Raw genomic sequence first — 16,330 nt, 5'->3', positions numbered from 1 at the left:
CACCTCCCCTCAAACTACAACATGCCATCGGTCACGAATTTCAGAAATCCAATCGGTCATTTTCCAGCTGTCATCACATGGAACTGCACCTTTAACCCTGGAATATTTACGTTTTACATAATAACCTTGACCCGGAGGCAGTACCTTCAGCCCACCTGAACTACCTCCAGATTCGGAATAAGGTATACGGAAGAACGAAAGATCGTTAGGGTCTAAAGTCCCGAACAGCATTCCGCTCTGGGAAGCCTTCACATCCGTTACCCAGTCAGAACCGAAGGTCGGGAAGTCTGCCGGAACCCCGGATAGAATCACGTGTACACCGCGATCCCTTCCTTGACGAACAATCGCTCCCAATTGATCTTTTACATTAAAATCGTTTAGCTGCTTGGACAAGGTGTCCGCATCGTCGATGACGAGCACAAGTTCCGGTCCACCGGAAATCTCGCCTCTTTTCAGAACTTCATCGTACAACTGTTGAATGACAGGTGCAAGCTGTTCTTCTCGCGATACATGTCCACGGACATGGGACAAACTGCTGATTTCCCCCAGCCCACCTGAGCCATAACGCATATCTACTGTGTATATTTGCACATCTTCCGGAGAAGCATGATAAGCCAGTGATAACATCCATGTCAATAAAAATGTCGTTTTGCCGCCTTCCATCGGACTCGTTACCATGAAATGCGGACCTTCACGCAGATTAAGCTCGAATGGTTCCAGATCATCCGTAAGCAATCCCACAGGGACAGTTACAGACGATGTATCCCAAGCCTGACCATATGATCCTGTCCGAATGAGCAGATCTTTCAGTTTGATCTCTTCCGGAAGTGGAGCAATCTGCGGCGCTTCTTCCCCTGTCCAGCCTTGGCGAATCTCAGCAATCGTACGGCGCAGTGCCGATGAACGCTTGCCCTCATCTTCCCCTGAAGAAGGTAATGCCGCCTGGAACATTAATGGAGGCACTTGCCCTTTGACCAGACCTCTTCCTGGCGGAAGTTGGCTTGGTGCCTTGGAAGGTCTCCCCACGGCATAATAATAATCGCTTGGATCGGATAACTCAAATGAAACCGCATTGGGAATATTACTTCTGAATTTTTCAAATACATCGGTTACCCGATTCGCAGTAAGCACAAAGGTGATACCCAGACTTCCGCCTTCACGCAGGATCGTCTCCAGAAGTTCATTTTCTTCCGGATAGGCATTGCGGAATGAAAGATAACCATCAATGACGACCACAACCTGCGGGACTGCCGCGTGAGCTGAACGGCGGTACGCCGAAATCGTTTTAACACCCGCCTCCGAGATGATATCTTTGCGTTGTGCTGACAGCTTGAGAATATAGCGGAATAACCGCTTGATCCGGTCTTCCTCTTCAGCCATCATCACGCCACCGATCTGAGGTAGTGCTGCAAAGTCCTTCATCATGCGACCCATGTCGATAATGTAACCATGCCAAGGCTCAGTTCTGTGGGAACGGGCCAGAGACATAAGCAAGGTCTGAACAAATGTTGTTTTGCCCAGTCCTGGCATGCCGTACACGACCAAATGGCCTTGATCCACAGGCAATGCGAGCGGCTGTTGGCGCTGATTAGGGAGATCATCCAGCAAACCAACCAGTGGTTTCAGACCACTCGCCCCGCCATCAAGCAGCAGATCCCGTTTCTCTTCTTCCTGCCATTCCTGAAGACTTTCCCATTCCAGTGTCTCTGGTAGAGGTGGCAACCATGGGCCTGGCAAACGACGGATACCCGCATCCGCTGCAGACTGCGCAACATAATCAATAAATACCTGAAGCTGTTTCGGAACATCTTCACCTTTGAGAACGGCTCTGCGCTCTCCAGTTAACAGAGGCTCCCGCTTACCGTTCAGGCGCACTTCCATAACAGGCAATACCGTTGTTGAATCCTCTTGCTGGTTATAAGGTGCACCACTCCAGGCGAATTGCATTTCTTCAAACACTTCATCACTACCAACCTGGAAATATCCACGACCAGGCTTTGTAATCCAGGCAGCATTTGGAATCTTGATCATGTCCCTGCTATCTCCCTCACTCTGTACGCGAAGGCAGATCCGGAAGCGCGAATTACTCCATATTTTATCGTCCACAACACCAGCCGGCTTTTGGGTTGCCAGAATTAGATGAACCCCAAGTGTCCGGCCAATGGCCGCGATACTGATCAATTCATCCATGAACTCCGGCTGGTCCCGCTTCAATTGAGCAAACTCGTCAATGATAATAACCAGATGTGGCAGAGGCTGTTCATGTCTGGAACGCAGAATCTTGTAATATTCATCAATATGCTGGAGGTTTCCCGCATCATTTAATATTTTTTGCCTTCTGACCAGTTCGGCACGAAGTGAGATATTCGCCCGCTCGATCAGATTCCCATCCAGATTGGTGATCGTCCCTACCACATGTGGCAGATCAACAAATGTATTGGACATCCCGCCACCTTTATAGTCAATCAGCATGAAGGCCAGATCATGTGGATGGAATTCAGCAGCGAGTGAAGCTACGATGGACTGGATAACTTCACTTTTACCTGAACCGGTTGTACCTGCAATCAGACCATGTGGACCATGACCCTGACGTTCAATTTTGTCATGCAGATTTATCGCTATTTTTTTGCCGCCAGCTCGTACACCCATGGGTACGGGCAGCGTGTCAGGATATCTCGTCTGTCCCCACCTGGACACCACATCCAGATCTTCCACGCGTGATGTACTCAGCATATCGAATAACGGAAGCACTTGCGGGATATCTGATGCAGATGACCGTTTTAACCGGATCGGTGACATATAACGGGAAAGCGCCTCTGCCATTTCCTTTGAGATCACATCAGGCTTGTACGTTTGTTGAATAACATCCGCATCTTCCGTTTTTTTGATATACACCCCTTTGCCTTTGGAGGCATCCATAATCAACTGACAATGCATCGGTAGAGACTCCTTGCGATTAGCCAGTATGATGGTGCATACATCAATGTCCTGAGCCGACTCCAACAGCAGCGGAAGTAACGGTTCTTCTTCAATCAATTGCGTATCGGAGAGAATCACAACGTAACACGGCGTTTGTACGCTTTTCTTATAACGGTCTTCCTTATTGTTACGGCGCCGGTTCAACACGGAAAACAAGCTGTCCGCCAATTGATGCGCACCGCTGTGCCTGTCGGCCATATAGCGTTGTCCTTGGTCTTCATCCCAGATATGGGGCATCCAGCGAAGCCAGTCCCATTCCTTGCTGTCCTTTTCTTCATAGAAAGCAGCAAGCTTCAGTTCATCCGGGGAATGGCGTACCGTCAGTTGTGAGATGATGACTCGCAGGGAAGCAAGCACTTCCTCCCGATCGCCGACAAGTCCCATAACCTTCGATTGGAACAAAGGCAATGTAATGGAAGCCTCCGGTACCGTCTGGAATTCAGCCGCAAGTTCATGGGCCGCTTCAATCAGCTCATCCTTCTCGTAACCATCAATCCGCGGAACCTGAAGTTTGATGCGGAATGGAATCTCTCCCGTACCAATGCGTACCTGAAGGAAATCATCATCCTCTGGTGAACGCTCCCACAAGGAACTGTTCCGGTTCTTCACCACTTGAAGACACACACCCGGATCACCATGAATTTCGTACAGGCTCTTCACTTGCTCCGCCTGAGCTTCCTTCAGTTCTTCCCGGTGTTTGTCCAATTGGGCAAGATACATTGTTTTTCGTTCTTCCAATTTTTTGCGATATGATTTCTTGTTGCTCAGATACACGAAGAATGGAATGGTGTAAGAAGTAAGCATCATCATGACCGTCATCATCTGAAACATCATATAATTGCTGTTGCCCATTTTGCCGGTCATATTGATATATACGTAGAAACCAATGCTAACCATGGTCATCATGATCGGCACAATAATGGATATCATGGAAAACGTGGGTTTGCTCGGTTCTGTTGGAGGCCTGAGTATTTCGAGTCTCTCTTCCTTGAGAACCGGTGTCATTCTTGGAGAACGCTGATATAACACATTCACGAAGAGAAGACCTCCTTTAGTTCGTTCAATAATGAATGTATACGTTCAAAAGCCCTATTCGTTGCTGTCCTGTTGAAACAATGAACGTCTTCCGTATACAGGCGCTTCTTCCGAAGTCGTTGAAAAAGCCCGCTGGACACGTACGCAACTGCCTTGTCGCAGCCCTGTTTCCATTAACTGCTGTGCGTTCTGTGGAGAGAACCACAGACCTTCCGGAAACTTGGCTTCAAGGATGTACTGAATGCCGTCTCCCGGTGCCTGTCCAAAAATGCGAACGCCGAGTAATGTCTTCAAATGTTCAATGGTACATTCGTCCGGAACATCGATGTCGAACCATTCTCCTTCCTCGCGGCCGGAATACACGGTTAGAATCATCCGAATCCCTCCCATGGTCTCATATGTAAATTGTCCTAATGTCAGAATAAATCAAAAAAAAGAGAATGAATCGTTATATCAACCCTATTTTCTTACATAAACACCCTGTTTGCAATGTACCACCTGTAATTTTGTTACATATGACCCACGTATATATTAAAATATCGTACATTCGACTCAGAACTTTCGTGGCAGGTATGCAATTAAATATTGCGAGGATACGAAAATTTTCGTTTTTCGTTCCATTTTAATGGTAATTAAGTTACGTTTTTCAGGACTTTTATTCCTTCGCTCACAATTGAATTGTGAACACTTTTCAAACATTACCCACCTTTATGTTTTCATAAGCTGATTTTAAGGTAATTTTAAGCATTGGAATTTAATATTAGCTGTATGAAATAACAACCGTGAGGTGATTTCAAGTGAGAACCCTAATAACCTTTCAAAACAAATCAATCCCTGTATATTTTAATCAAGAAAACAAACAACCTATGCAGAAGACATTAAGATTGCTTAGCAGTGCTCTTGAGCATAAAATTAGCAACGGTAAACGCGCCATTCAAAAATGTCTGCATTCTTTAATTAGTATTGAGATTGTTAATGGAGAAGCCATTCTCCACAGTCGAAGTGAAAACGACTCCCTTGCTTTATCCTTATATTAAAAGGAGTCAACCAAGACACATTTATTACAAGACATGAAAAAGGAAGCTGTCGTTATAGACAAGCTTCCTTTTTTGAGTTGTATACACGCTAACAGCGGATCACAATCATTATCGGCCATCACTCAGTGCAGTTTGCTCAGGACATAGGCGGCATCATGTTCTTCCGCAATCTCGGCTTTACGAATACGAATGACAAACAGCCGAACCAAATTGGCACGTGTATGTTCTTCCTGACAGGTATTCAGTTTCCTCAGAATAAAGCGGTCAATGGACATGAAATTAAAGCCCCTTTGCCATTGGATTTACGGATCGATTCTTCCGTGTATCCATAAATAACCAGATAGCGTAAGCCCCAAACAGCTTTTCCGTTCTTATATTAAGCCGTATTTTGCTGAGGTGTAAAATTGTGCAAAAAGCCCGTTCCACCAAGCTGGAGACGGACTTTCGCATGATTTGTCGATCTTTTTGTTACCCATTCTATTCATTCATAAATGCCCCTGTTAGTTCACTCTTTTTCGACTTATTTCACTCCCGGATATTCCCGATATTGGTGCTGAATGCTGATCCAACGAGTACGTGTAAACTTCTCAATGGCCCAATCACCACCGAAACGTCCAATCCCTGAAGCTTTTTCACCGCCAAACATCACATGCGCTTCATCGTTCACAGACTGATCATTTACATGCACCATACCCGATTCAATGCGCTGGGCAACCTGATATCCTCGATTCAGATCTTTGGTGAATACGGAACCACTAAGTCCATAAGGAGTATCATTCGCCAAACGTACAGCTTCCTGCTCATCATGAGCCTTCATGATCACTGCTACTGGGCCAAACAATTCCTGCTCCACGATATCCTGTTCAGGTTTAACATCGGCAAGTACAGTAGGAGACAGCACGCTGCCTTTACTGTTCCCCCCGAGCAATAACCGTGCCCCTTCGGCCTTGCTTTTGTTCACAAGCTCCAGCAATCGATCTACCTCTTTTTCCCGAATGAGAGGACCCACGAGTGTTTTGACATCCGCCGGATCACCTGCCTGGACATTCTTCGTTTTGGCAACAAATGATTCGACGAATTGGTCGTATATATCGGCATGCACAATGATACGATTCAGCGCCATGCAGATCTGTCCCTGATGCAGAAACTTGCCAAAGACCGCCGCTTCGGCAGCACGTTCAATGTCCGCATCTTCCAGCACAACCATGGCGTTGTTGCCGCCTAGTTCCAGTGCTGTTTCTTTTAAATGTTCACCCGCCAGTTTACCGATCCCCTGTCCAACTTCTGTGGAACCCGTAAATGAAATTACTTTTGGAACCGGATGAGCGACAAAGTAATCCCCGATCTCGCTGCCACTTCCGGCAACGACATTCAGCACGCCCTCAGGCAGACCAGCTTGTTCAAACAAATCGGCAATGAGCCAACCTGCCGTAATCGGAGTGTCCGATGCTGGTTTAATCACCACACCATTACCAAGAGCAATCGCTGGAGCTACGGATCGAAGGCATAGATGCAGAGGGAAGTTCCATGGCCCGATAACACCAATCACTCCCTTCGGCTCACGAACCACACGGTTCTCTTTGCCAGGAGTATTGGATGGAATAATCTCACCCTTCATGCGATAAGGAAAAGATGCTGCTTCATCCACAATGCGTTTAGCCGCTGCAAACTCCGCCTCCGATTTGATTCGGGTACTCCCGGATTCCGTGATCAACAGTTGAATGATCTCCTCTTTTCGCTCTGCCATCAGGGATGAAACTTTACGCAATACCTCTTCTTTCGCAGCAGGTAATGACTTCGCCCATTCCATCGAATTTTTCTGAGCTGACTCATAAGCCTTATCTATGTCTTTCTTATTGGAAGAGCGCCATGTGGCAGTAACTTCTCCCGTATAAGGATTGATATTCTCCATTGTTTTCTCACCGGAGCCATTTACCCATTTGCCATTAATATATTGTTTCGTCCATGTTGTATGTTCAGTGTCCATTAAAGTCATGTGAATACGCCTCCTGATCAAGATTAAATGTCACACCTGCATAACGGTGTAATACTTCATTAACCTTGTTCAGAATTACGCAAACGTGTAGATCTGAATTCACCTTCCATTCCTTAAGCTTAAGGAAACAACACACTCCACTGTATTTTGCCGCCCCTGCACGTCTTTCATCTGTCAGGCAGGCGATTCTCTCCAAAGAGGCTCAAGTCTTCCCATCCATAGCCAACTTCGATCAGATCTTGACCACCAATACGGAGGGACTGTGTCTGGACTGGAGTGCCTCCCATCTTTTCATAGAAGCGGCAAGCTGAATTACGCTCCAAAGCCCATATGATCAAACGTTTCATATTGTGGGTTTGCAGATGATGAACGACATGTGTCGCGAGTTGCTGACCTATCCCCGTTTGTTGCACTTCCTTCAGCAAATATATAGCGTACAACTCTCCATCATAAGGTAATTTGCCTTCTCGCTCCTTACCCCCACAAGCAAATCCGACAATGTTCCCATGATCCTGTTCAGCTACCACCAGGATCTGATCCTTTTCGCCAGAACGAATGGTCTTCTCCCACTGGGACAATCTTGATTCTATAGTCAAATGATCCAAAAAATCGTCAGGCACAATTCCCCGATACGTTGTTTTCCAACTCTCCGTATGTACATGGGCTATCCCTTGCGCATCCCCTTCACGCGCCCGCCTGATCAGCATAGCTATCACTCACTTTCTCTCGTAACTGCCGCAACTTTACCATATTATATGTTCTTCTTTCTATAATTCCAAATTCATCCATTATGAACTTATTTGCTACCCGGTTACTCTTGACCTTATAATGCGTGTTCAAAAAGTCTGGTTTTCAGTACCGAGAAGATGGAATGAAGCTAGAAATGGAGTAGCGGAGCGTAGATAGAGCTACGTGAGCAACGGACATTTCGGCTGAATTTCATATTCGATGCTGATGATGCCGCTAGGCATGATTCGTAATCAAAAGTGGACTTTTTGAACTACCTCTTATAAAGTAAAATCCGGCCCTACGGCCGGATCGTTACTCTAGTGCCTACGGATACCTTGGAAGACAGATCCAGTACATCCGAGTTGTACATGCGTATACAACCATGGGAGACGGATTTGCCAATAGACCAAGGCTCATTGGTTCCGTGTATGCCATAATGGGGAGCAGACAGTCCCATCCACAAGACGCCAAATGGCCCACCTGGATTGGATTGTTTGTTAATAATAGTGAACTCCCCGTTTGGAGTCTGTGTGAGCATCTTGCCGGTGGCTACGGGATAACCCTTAATCACCTGATTGCCATCCAGAAGATATAACATGTGGTCAGACAGATCTACAATAATCCTGTAATCTGGCATAATGACATCCCTCCTGACCTATCTTATGCAAGATACCGGATGATGCCCGCCTGATTTCAGGCTTCCTCCCACTCTTTCACACTACGGGAGTGCTTGGGTTTGCGACTATTGGCCGGTTTGCTGGAAGCGGTACGCCTTCTGGATGCCACTTCTTCCTTGCGTTGCTGATATTGCAATTCCTTCTGCATTTTCAGATAATTATTCAGTCTTTTTTCATCCAATGAACCATCCTGTATGGCCTCTTTCACTGCACATCCAGCTTCCCGTGTATGACTGCAATCCAGAAATCTGCACGTGGCGGCAAGTTCTTCAATTTCTCCAAACGCCTGCGACAGCCCCTCATTGCCCTCATCCCAGAGATTAAGCTCACGCATACCTGGAGTATCGATCAATACGGCTCCCTGTGGAAGTACAAACATCTCCCGGTGTGTTGTCGTATGTCTCCCACGGCTGTCTCCCTCGCGGACGGATTGCGTAAGCTGCACATCCTCACCCATCATCCAGTTCACCAGCGTAGACTTGCCACTGCCAGATGATCCTGTGAGCGCAACAGTCAGCCCTGGCTGCAAATATCGTTCCAGCAAGGATTTCCCTTGACCCTCCACTGCAGATATCGCAAACACTTCAACACCTGGAGCAATTCCCTCTACACTTCGGATCTGTTCTTCCACATTGTTGCACAGATCACTTTTGCTCAGAACAATGACTGGCCTTACGCCACCATTCCAGGCCATCAGCACGTATCTTTCGAGTCGTCTAAGGTTGAAATCATGATTAAGTGCAGCCACGATTAACAGTGTATCTACGTTTGCGGCGATTAATTGTTCCTTGGTCACTGGACCTGCCGCCTGTCTCGATACCCTGCTCCGACGTGGCACCAGATTGTGAATAATTGCTTCTTCACCTGCCTGACCTGTAATTGCCACCCAATCTCCAACCGCCGGTACCAAGCTGGTCTCCAGACTATCATGACGCATTCGGCCCGAAATTCTTCCCCAGCATTCGCCCTCTTCTGTAATCAGACGTTGCAGATGTCCATGGTCTGCGATAATTCTGGCTGGCTTTTTCTCCTGCTCTTCCATCCCTGTCTCTTGCCACAGTTCCTGCCACTTTGCAGACCAGCCGTACTTCTCAATATGGTTATCTAAAATAAAAATTCCTCCCAAAATAAGTTTGTTTACTTCGTTCAAACCGAGTGAACAATCATCTCCGGTTCAGATCAAAACAAAAAACCACGAGTAAAATACACCCGCGGCAATAAGTAGTTAGCCGAATCAAAGATCATCCCTTCTTGTAGATCTACCGGATAGAATACTTAACCCTCCGCTATAAACAATTCAGGAACACCCTTTTATCGGCAAACAAAAAAGCCACGGGTGCGTCACCCGTGGCTTCATCTGAGCATGCGATACTTCACGTTACAATGGATACTGCTATCCAGCTAACGCAAAATTACATGCTTTGATCCGTTCCGGAGACGCTGTTCATATTCAAATTAACGTATACTGCATTTAAGTTTGTCATAAACAATCGCCTCCCTTGTAGAATTATCCATTATGTTACACACTGAGCTTTACAGTTGTCAAGCCCAAACTATTTTTACCACCAGCCTACTCTATTTGACCTGATCCCAGCGTGTCCACATTTCCTTCGGATTCAATTCATAGATCTCCTCTTCCCGATACATGAACTGATGCATGATAAATTCCCGCCGAATCGTGGCAAAGTCTTCATGGTATTGCTTTATAAATATATTGATTTCTTTCTCCGTATACTTCCGACCAAATTCAAGCTGCTCGACCAGATGACCAAGTACAATCAGTTTTTTCTTGTATTGAGCCGGAATCTGACGCAGTCGTCCATCTTTGGAGAAAAAATTTCTCATGACAGACGCTTTCAATGTTTCATTCACATCACTCATATCCGCAACCTCCTCTCGCTTAAAGATAAAATCAACCGAAGCCTGTGCATTCTCGCGGATAAACGAAGGATTGAGTGTGAAATACACTGTATTTTTCTCTCGTCGTTCCTTGATCAGCGCCGCCTCTCTCAGCTTGGATGCATGATGTGTCACGGTTGGTTGTGACAGATTCAGCCGCTCGGCAAGTGCCTGTCCGTGCAGTTCACCCTGTGCCAACAACAGCAGCATGCGAAGCCGGGTCGGATCAGCCAACGCTTTATGATAAGCCACAATTTTCTCCAGCTGCATCATCGTTCATCTCGCTTTCGTTTAGATATATATCTAATTTGATATTATTCTTTTCTCCTCTCCACGTCAACTCCTTTGGATTCAAGTAAGCTTGTCTAATTTAAACTCACGCTTGAACTGGCATTGGCTCGTTATTTACGGTAGGATTATATTGCTTGAAATAAGGAGGATTAAGAACATGGAAGATGTCATTATTATCGGCGGAGGCCCATGCGGTCTGTCTGCTGCCATTGAATGTGAGCGGCTGGGACTGTCCGCTGTGATCGTTGAGAAATACAATATCGTTCAATCTATTTATCTGTATCCAACCCATATGCAGTTTTTCAGCACAGCCGAGCTGCTTGAGATCGGAAACGTTCCGTTCAGCACACCTAATGATAAACCGTTTCGTTATGAAGCACTTGCCTATTATCGCAGGGTAGCCGAACATTTTGGTCTGCGTGTTCATAACTATGAGGAAGCCCGTGAAATTAAACGCAAGGATGATGGTACGTTTGAGGTACATACGCTCAATCGCCGCGGGGAGGCCATCGTACATGTTGGACGTAATGTAGTTGTAGCTACCGGTTATTTTGACCATCCTAACTATCTGGGCATTCCTGGAGAAGATAAAGATAAAGTAACCCACTACTTCCGGGAAGCCCACCCTTATACCCGTACACGTGTCGCCATTATTGGCGGAAGCAACTCAGCCGTGGATGCGGCCATGGAACTGGTTCGGGTCGGAGCGCATATTGATATGGTTTATCGCGGCAGTGGTCTGTCCCAGCATATTAAACCATGGGTACGTCCGCTATTCGAGAGCATGGTGACAAAAGGGCGTATCACACTCCACTTGGAATCACGCGTGAATGAAATACTGGATGATTCGATTCGTCTGATACACACGGATGGTTCCACTCGGGAACTGGATAATGACTTCGTACTGGCCATGACCGGTTTCCGTCCGGATCGTCAACTACTCACGTCGGTAGGTGTGGAGATGTCTGATGATATGGATAAACCTCTATATGATGCACAAACGATGGAAAGCAGCGTACCTGGTGTATATGTGGGCGGAGTCATCGCTTCGGGTCGTAATGCCAATGAAGTTTTTATTGAATCCGGGCGCTGGCATGGACGTTACATTGCGGAACATATCGTTAGCAAACAACGTGGACAGACCGAAGGGAAATGAAAACAATGGATATGACTTCCCTGCTGTTGCTCGTATTTGCGGCTCTCGGGATTATCAGCAGCAACACACCTGTGACTGTAGCGATGGTATTTCTGTTGTTGCTACGAGTCCTGAACCTGAATCAGGCATTTCCATGGCTTGAAAAATACGGACTTACACTGGGCATTATTATTCTGACCATTGGCGTGATGGCACCTCTTGCCAGTGGTAAGATGAGTTTGCAGACGATCGGCGAGTCTTTCCTGCACTGGAAATCACTACTCGCTATTGGCGTAGGATTACTGGTGGCATATCTCGGAGGACGTGGCGCTACGCTGATGGGTACACAGCCAACTGTCGTTGCAGGGCTGTTAATCGGAACGGTACTTGGGGTTGCCCTGTTCAAGGGTGTACCTGTGGGTCCATTGATTGCGGCGGGAATTTTATCATTGCTACTGGGCAAATCCTGATTCAAGTTGTGAAGGTTGTGACCTGACATGCTATGCAGATTGGCTGTATTTCCCACCGTTGTGTGATATACTTCTATTCATGCAAATTATGTACACGAGTCTACAGCAGAATAATGCATATTAGAGGTTGTTCAAAAAGTCCGCTTTTGATTACGAAGGATGCCTAGAGGCATCATCAGCATCGAATATGGAATTCAGCCGAAATAAGCGGGAGGCTTACGAAGTATGTTTCCGAAGGAAACATTTTGGTTGCTCACGTAGTTTTCCCTACGCTCCGCTATTCCATTTCTAGCTTCATCCCATCTTCTCGGTACTGAAAACCGTCCTATTTGAACACGTACTATTATGGTTATGCTGTTGCATGAAAATATAGATTCACTTTGCAACTATTAATGGCGCAGGAGGATTCAGGAACCATGTCACGTCAGTTTATTACAGAAGCCGTGATGGTGGCCATTTACGGTCAATTGTTAGCGCCGCCCGCGCCTGTTGAATATATTGTTCCTTATACCACCATCCTTGAGCTATATGAATTCCAGACCAGTCCTGATCCCATGATGGATAACCCGGCAGATGATCAGCATGTGAAATCCAAAATCAATGAAATGATTTCTTATTTCGAGGAACCGCTGAATAAGAAAAAAATAGAGCGTGCGTTACTTGTTCCATGGGCCAAAAGCCCCTCCATTTTATTTGGTGACCAAGTATCCATTGCCATTATCAATGCAATAGATACGGCACAGTACGGGGAGTATTTCGATCCCATTGAAACAGAACTGCTGCTGACATCTCAGCGCCTGAGTATACCGATTCTCACCGATCAGGTTGAACTGATCGCACGCATCATTGAGTCAGAATCACCTGTACAGGTATTTGATATTGATGATTTTGATTTTGCGATGGATGATGAACCACTGGATCAGGTGTAATTCATGCTCTGAGCACGTGAATCGGATATTCAAAAAAAATGACCTTGTCACCCACTTTATCGTGGATGCCAAGGTCATTTTTTGCGTCAACACTTATTTTATTCTGCAATATCCCGCGCTAACAGAATTCGGCTAATCTCATTCAGAGGTGGTAACGACTCCAGCGCAAAAAACTTCAGACCCGCATCACTATTTACACGCGACTCGACAAGGTCATCCTGAACGATCACTGTCTGAAACAGGGCAATGACATAATACTCTTCATCTCCGCTTGAATGCAGATACCGAAGGTCTGGCCCCGAATAGAGGCCTTCCAGTGTCATGGTATCAGCAGTCCAACCTGTCTCTTCCCATAACTCCCGATGTGCAGCATCTTCAATGGCCTCACCCGGGCGCATCTCACCTGCTGGCAACCGCCAGTGACCGTGTTCAGCATGCTGAATCAGCAGTAATTCACCTTGTTCGTTCTCAGCCCGCACAGCCGCCTTTACAACAATATGAGAGCGTTTCGCGATATACTGGGCCAAATCTCGTGCTGGCAGATTCACTGCTTATCCCCTCCTCCTACTCGGAAGCCGGTGGCGACCTGTAATCCATCTATTGCTTAGCAATACTTCAAGGATTAGATTTCGGTATAACGATATTCGATATCCTGACCTTCATCCACGATATCCACATGCAGTTGGTGCCCTTTCAGATACCAATAATCATGATCTTCCATAAAAAATTGAATCCCCGACACTTCGGTTTGATCCGCAGGATGTCTTGGTTTCTCCACAGCAATACCTAGCGAAAATCCAGGGTGAAGACCTCCGCCAGAGCTATAACGGGCAAAAAATCGAATGCTGTCTCCCTCGTTCAAATTCAGTTCTTCTTTGTACCAGCGAGCAGCTTGATCGGATACATGTATGGTACTCATTTGGTGTCAGCTCCTTCTGTATATATATGTTCCATCATATCTCGACAGGGACTTGAATACAAACCCGAGTGACCACATAAAGACAAAATAAGTTGTGAAAAATGTTTGACAGATTGTAAAAGCCGGTGTTAAGATGCAAACATACGAGGTCTACATTGTATTTATTTCCAAAAAAGAAAGGGTGATTACGGTGTTTAACAAACATATGATTGGTCAATTCAGCACACAACTAAATACCGGAGCACACCCGAAATCATTATTCCGTTCATAAGTCGGCATGACAAGGCGTTCTTTCATTAGAACCTCTGTGATGTTTACTCACAATCGAACTTATATATGGTGGCGGCTCTGTTCTCTGAGCCATGCTGCCGTATGATTATATGAAGACATACCGCCTGCGTGCGGTATGTCTTTTTTTGTGGGTACATTTCGGCATACATGAACGGAATCTGCATTTCTTGGACATCGAAAGGAAGGGATAACACTTGTTCTCTGTACTTAAAAACCTGGCCTGGTTCTTCCGGCTGGAACGCAAACGATACCTGACCGGTGTCATCTTGCTTATTTTGGTGGGCATTGCCGAACTGCTGCCTCCCCGTCTTCTTGGCAATGCCATCGACGAGATTGTGCGCGGTTCCATTACCGGCACCTCACTTACCCGTTATATTTTGCTTATTCTAGGAACGGTCATCATAATCTATCTGGTTACATACGTTTGGATGCACAAACTGTTCGGTGGTGCCAATCTGGTGGAACGGCTGCTTCGTTCACGCTTTATGGACCACTTGTTACGGATGACTCCTCCCTTTTTTGAGAAAAACAGAACAGGAGATCTGATGGCTCGGGCCACCAATGATCTTCGTTCCATTGCCACTACAGCAGGCTTCGGCATGCTGACCTTAACAGACTCTACAGCCTTTCTGGCCACCGTATTGTTCGCCATGGGTTTTCTGGTCAGCTGGAAACTGACCTTGGCGGCAATCCTGCCTTTACCTTTTATCGCCATTGCCATGATGATCTATGGTAAAGCAGTACATCAACGTTACACTCTGGCACAGGACGCATTCGGAGACATGAACGACCAGGTGCTGGAATCCATCGCCGGTATTCGTGTCGTACGTGCCTATGTGCAGGAACGTCTGGACGAGAAACGGTTCGCCGACGTGACCGAAGATGTGTATCGCAAAAACCTGGCTGTTGCCAGAATGGATGCCCTGTTCGAACCCACCATCCGACTCTTCGTTGGACTCAGTTATGTGATTGCACTTGCCTACGGCATATATCTTGTATTTCATAATGAAATTACCCTGGGGGATCTCGTATCATTTAACATGTACCTGGGGATGATGATCTGGCCCATGTTCGCCATCGGCGAATTGATTAACCTGATGCAGCGCGGTAGCGCTTCCCTTGATCGGGTCAACGAGACTTTATCGGTAGAACCTGCCGTACAGGATGTGGAGCAACCTGCTCACGTTACGAATCCGGAAGAAATTGCGATGCAGGATGTTACATTCCGTTACCCAAGTTCCACTGTCAACAATCTCAGTCATATCAGCTTTTCGCTGCGACGGGGTCAAACATTGGGTGTTGTGGGTCGTACGGGTAGCGGTAAGTCTACTTTGCTCAAACAACTGCTTCATGAATACCCTGCCGGTTCGGGCACATTAAGCATCTCGGGTCATCCGATTCAGGATATCGCCAAAGATGACTTGCACAGCTGGATTGGGTACGTACCACAGGAACAAGTTCTGTTCTCCAAATCAGTTCGTCAGAACATTCAATTCGGTAAACCTGGGGCCAGTGATGAAGTCATTATGGAAGCCATTCGTACCGCCGCTTTTGACGGGGATCTGGGGACTTTGTCCGATGGACTGGATACACTTGTTGGTGAAAAAGGAATCTCTCTGTCCGGTGGACAGAAACAGCGGGTATCGCTGGCACGTGCCTTTATTGCTAATCCTGATATTCTGATCCTTGATGATGCTTTATCTGCTGTCGATGCACGTACTGAAGCCAAAATTATTGAAAATATACGCAACAAACGCTCGGGCAAAACCACGCTGATCTCGACTCATCGCCTGTCTGCTATTGAACATGCTGACCGAATCATCGTACTGGAGCACGGGAAAATTACGGAAGAAGGCACTCACCAGGAACTGTTAGCCATGAACGGCTGGTACCGTGAACAGTATGAACGGCAACAGGTCGAGTCCAATCTGTCCACGTAGGAG

General features: G+C 46.5%; 15 protein-coding genes. 5 read left to right on the top strand and 10 right to left on the bottom strand.

The features are described from left to right. Positions 1-9: 9 nt before the first annotated feature. Both essC and J2X75_RS04210 read right to left on the bottom strand, forming a co-directional pair. The gene (gene essC / locus J2X75_RS04215; protein WP_310334469.1) at positions 10-4,014 is read right to left on the bottom strand and encodes a type VII secretion protein EssC; all 4,005 of its coding nucleotides are present in this window, start codon (positions 4,012-4,014) and stop codon (positions 10-12) included. A gap of 54 nt (positions 4,015-4,068) precedes the next feature. Beyond that, a complete protein-coding gene (locus J2X75_RS04210) occupies positions 4,069-4,389 on the bottom strand; it encodes a hypothetical protein (protein WP_074094613.1) in 321 nt (106 codons plus the stop codon). Positions 4,390-4,811: 422 nt separating this feature from the next. On the opposite strand from J2X75_RS04210, the gene J2X75_RS04205 reads away from it, so the two are divergent. Continuing rightward, entirely contained in the window at positions 4,812-5,051 is a 240-nt protein-coding gene (locus J2X75_RS04205; protein WP_074094612.1) for a hypothetical protein, read from the top strand. A 122-nt stretch (positions 5,052-5,173) separates the two neighbouring features. On the opposite strand, the gene J2X75_RS04200 is transcribed toward J2X75_RS04205, so the two are convergent. The 6 genes from J2X75_RS04200 to J2X75_RS04175 form a co-directional block, all read right to left on the bottom strand. Beyond that, positions 5,174-5,326 (bottom strand): hypothetical protein, encoded by a 153-nt coding sequence (locus J2X75_RS04200; protein WP_164783094.1) that lies wholly within the window; start codon positions 5,324-5,326, stop codon positions 5,174-5,176. A 245-nt stretch (positions 5,327-5,571) separates the two neighbouring features. Further along, positions 5,572-7,047: an aldehyde dehydrogenase family protein gene (locus J2X75_RS04195; protein ID WP_310334465.1), complete on the bottom strand. Its 1,476-nt coding sequence runs from the start codon at positions 7,045-7,047 to the stop codon at positions 5,572-5,574. A gap of 167 nt (positions 7,048-7,214) precedes the next feature. After that, positions 7,215-7,754, bottom strand: coding sequence for a GNAT family N-acetyltransferase (locus tag J2X75_RS04190; protein ID WP_310336640.1), 540 nt, complete (start codon positions 7,752-7,754; stop codon positions 7,215-7,217). Positions 7,755-8,074: 320 nt separating this feature from the next. Continuing rightward, entirely contained in the window at positions 8,075-8,413 is a 339-nt protein-coding gene (locus J2X75_RS04185) for a L,D-transpeptidase (RefSeq protein ID WP_076318547.1), read from the bottom strand. A 56-nt stretch (positions 8,414-8,469) separates the two neighbouring features. After that, the gene (gene rsgA / locus J2X75_RS04180; RefSeq protein WP_397383484.1) at positions 8,470-9,495 is read right to left on the bottom strand and encodes a ribosome small subunit-dependent GTPase A; all 1,026 of its coding nucleotides are present in this window, start codon (positions 9,493-9,495) and stop codon (positions 8,470-8,472) included. A gap of 533 nt (positions 9,496-10,028) precedes the next feature. Continuing rightward, entirely contained in the window at positions 10,029-10,622 is a 594-nt protein-coding gene (locus J2X75_RS04175) for a DUF2087 domain-containing protein (protein WP_310336638.1), read from the bottom strand. Between the two features lie 178 nt (positions 10,623-10,800). Here J2X75_RS04175 and J2X75_RS04170 point away from each other — a divergent pair, with 178 nt between their 5' ends. The 3 genes from J2X75_RS04170 to J2X75_RS04160 all read left to right on the top strand — a co-directional run bounded on the left by J2X75_RS04170 (position 10,801) and on the right by J2X75_RS04160 (position 13,177). Beyond that, on the top strand, positions 10,801-11,799 hold the full coding sequence (locus J2X75_RS04170) for a YpdA family putative bacillithiol disulfide reductase (RefSeq protein WP_017689082.1): 999 nt from the start codon (positions 10,801-10,803) through the stop codon (positions 11,797-11,799). A gap of 5 nt (positions 11,800-11,804) precedes the next feature. After that, complete coding sequence (locus J2X75_RS04165; RefSeq protein ID WP_036609212.1) at positions 11,805-12,248, top strand: DUF441 domain-containing protein; 444 nt, start codon at positions 11,805-11,807, stop codon at positions 12,246-12,248. A gap of 416 nt (positions 12,249-12,664) precedes the next feature. Beyond that, entirely contained in the window at positions 12,665-13,177 is a 513-nt protein-coding gene (locus J2X75_RS04160; protein ID WP_036609214.1) for a hypothetical protein, read from the top strand. 98 nt (positions 13,178-13,275) lie between these two features. Here the strand turns inward: J2X75_RS04160 and J2X75_RS04155 are convergent, their stop codons facing one another. Together J2X75_RS04155 and J2X75_RS04150 are read right to left on the bottom strand one after the other, a co-directional pair. Next, the gene (locus tag J2X75_RS04155) at positions 13,276-13,725 is read right to left on the bottom strand and encodes an NUDIX domain-containing protein (RefSeq protein ID WP_310334459.1); all 450 of its coding nucleotides are present in this window, start codon (positions 13,723-13,725) and stop codon (positions 13,276-13,278) included. A 74-nt stretch (positions 13,726-13,799) separates the two neighbouring features. Further along, positions 13,800-14,096, bottom strand: coding sequence for a HesB/YadR/YfhF family protein (locus J2X75_RS04150; RefSeq protein ID WP_017689086.1), 297 nt, complete (start codon positions 14,094-14,096; stop codon positions 13,800-13,802). Positions 14,097-14,581: 485 nt separating this feature from the next. Between J2X75_RS04150 and J2X75_RS04145 the strand changes: the two genes are divergently transcribed. Further along, positions 14,582-16,327: an ABC transporter ATP-binding protein gene (locus J2X75_RS04145; protein ID WP_310334457.1), complete on the top strand. Its 1,746-nt coding sequence runs from the start codon at positions 14,582-14,584 to the stop codon at positions 16,325-16,327. Positions 16,328-16,330 lie beyond the last annotated feature (3 nt).

Origin of the sequence: Paenibacillus sp. 2003 (assembly GCF_031455635.1) — a bacterium.
Classification (GTDB): Bacteria; Bacillota; Bacilli; order Paenibacillales; family Paenibacillaceae; genus Paenibacillus; species Paenibacillus amylolyticus_B.
This window is presented reverse-complemented; position numbering and strand designations above follow the sequence as displayed.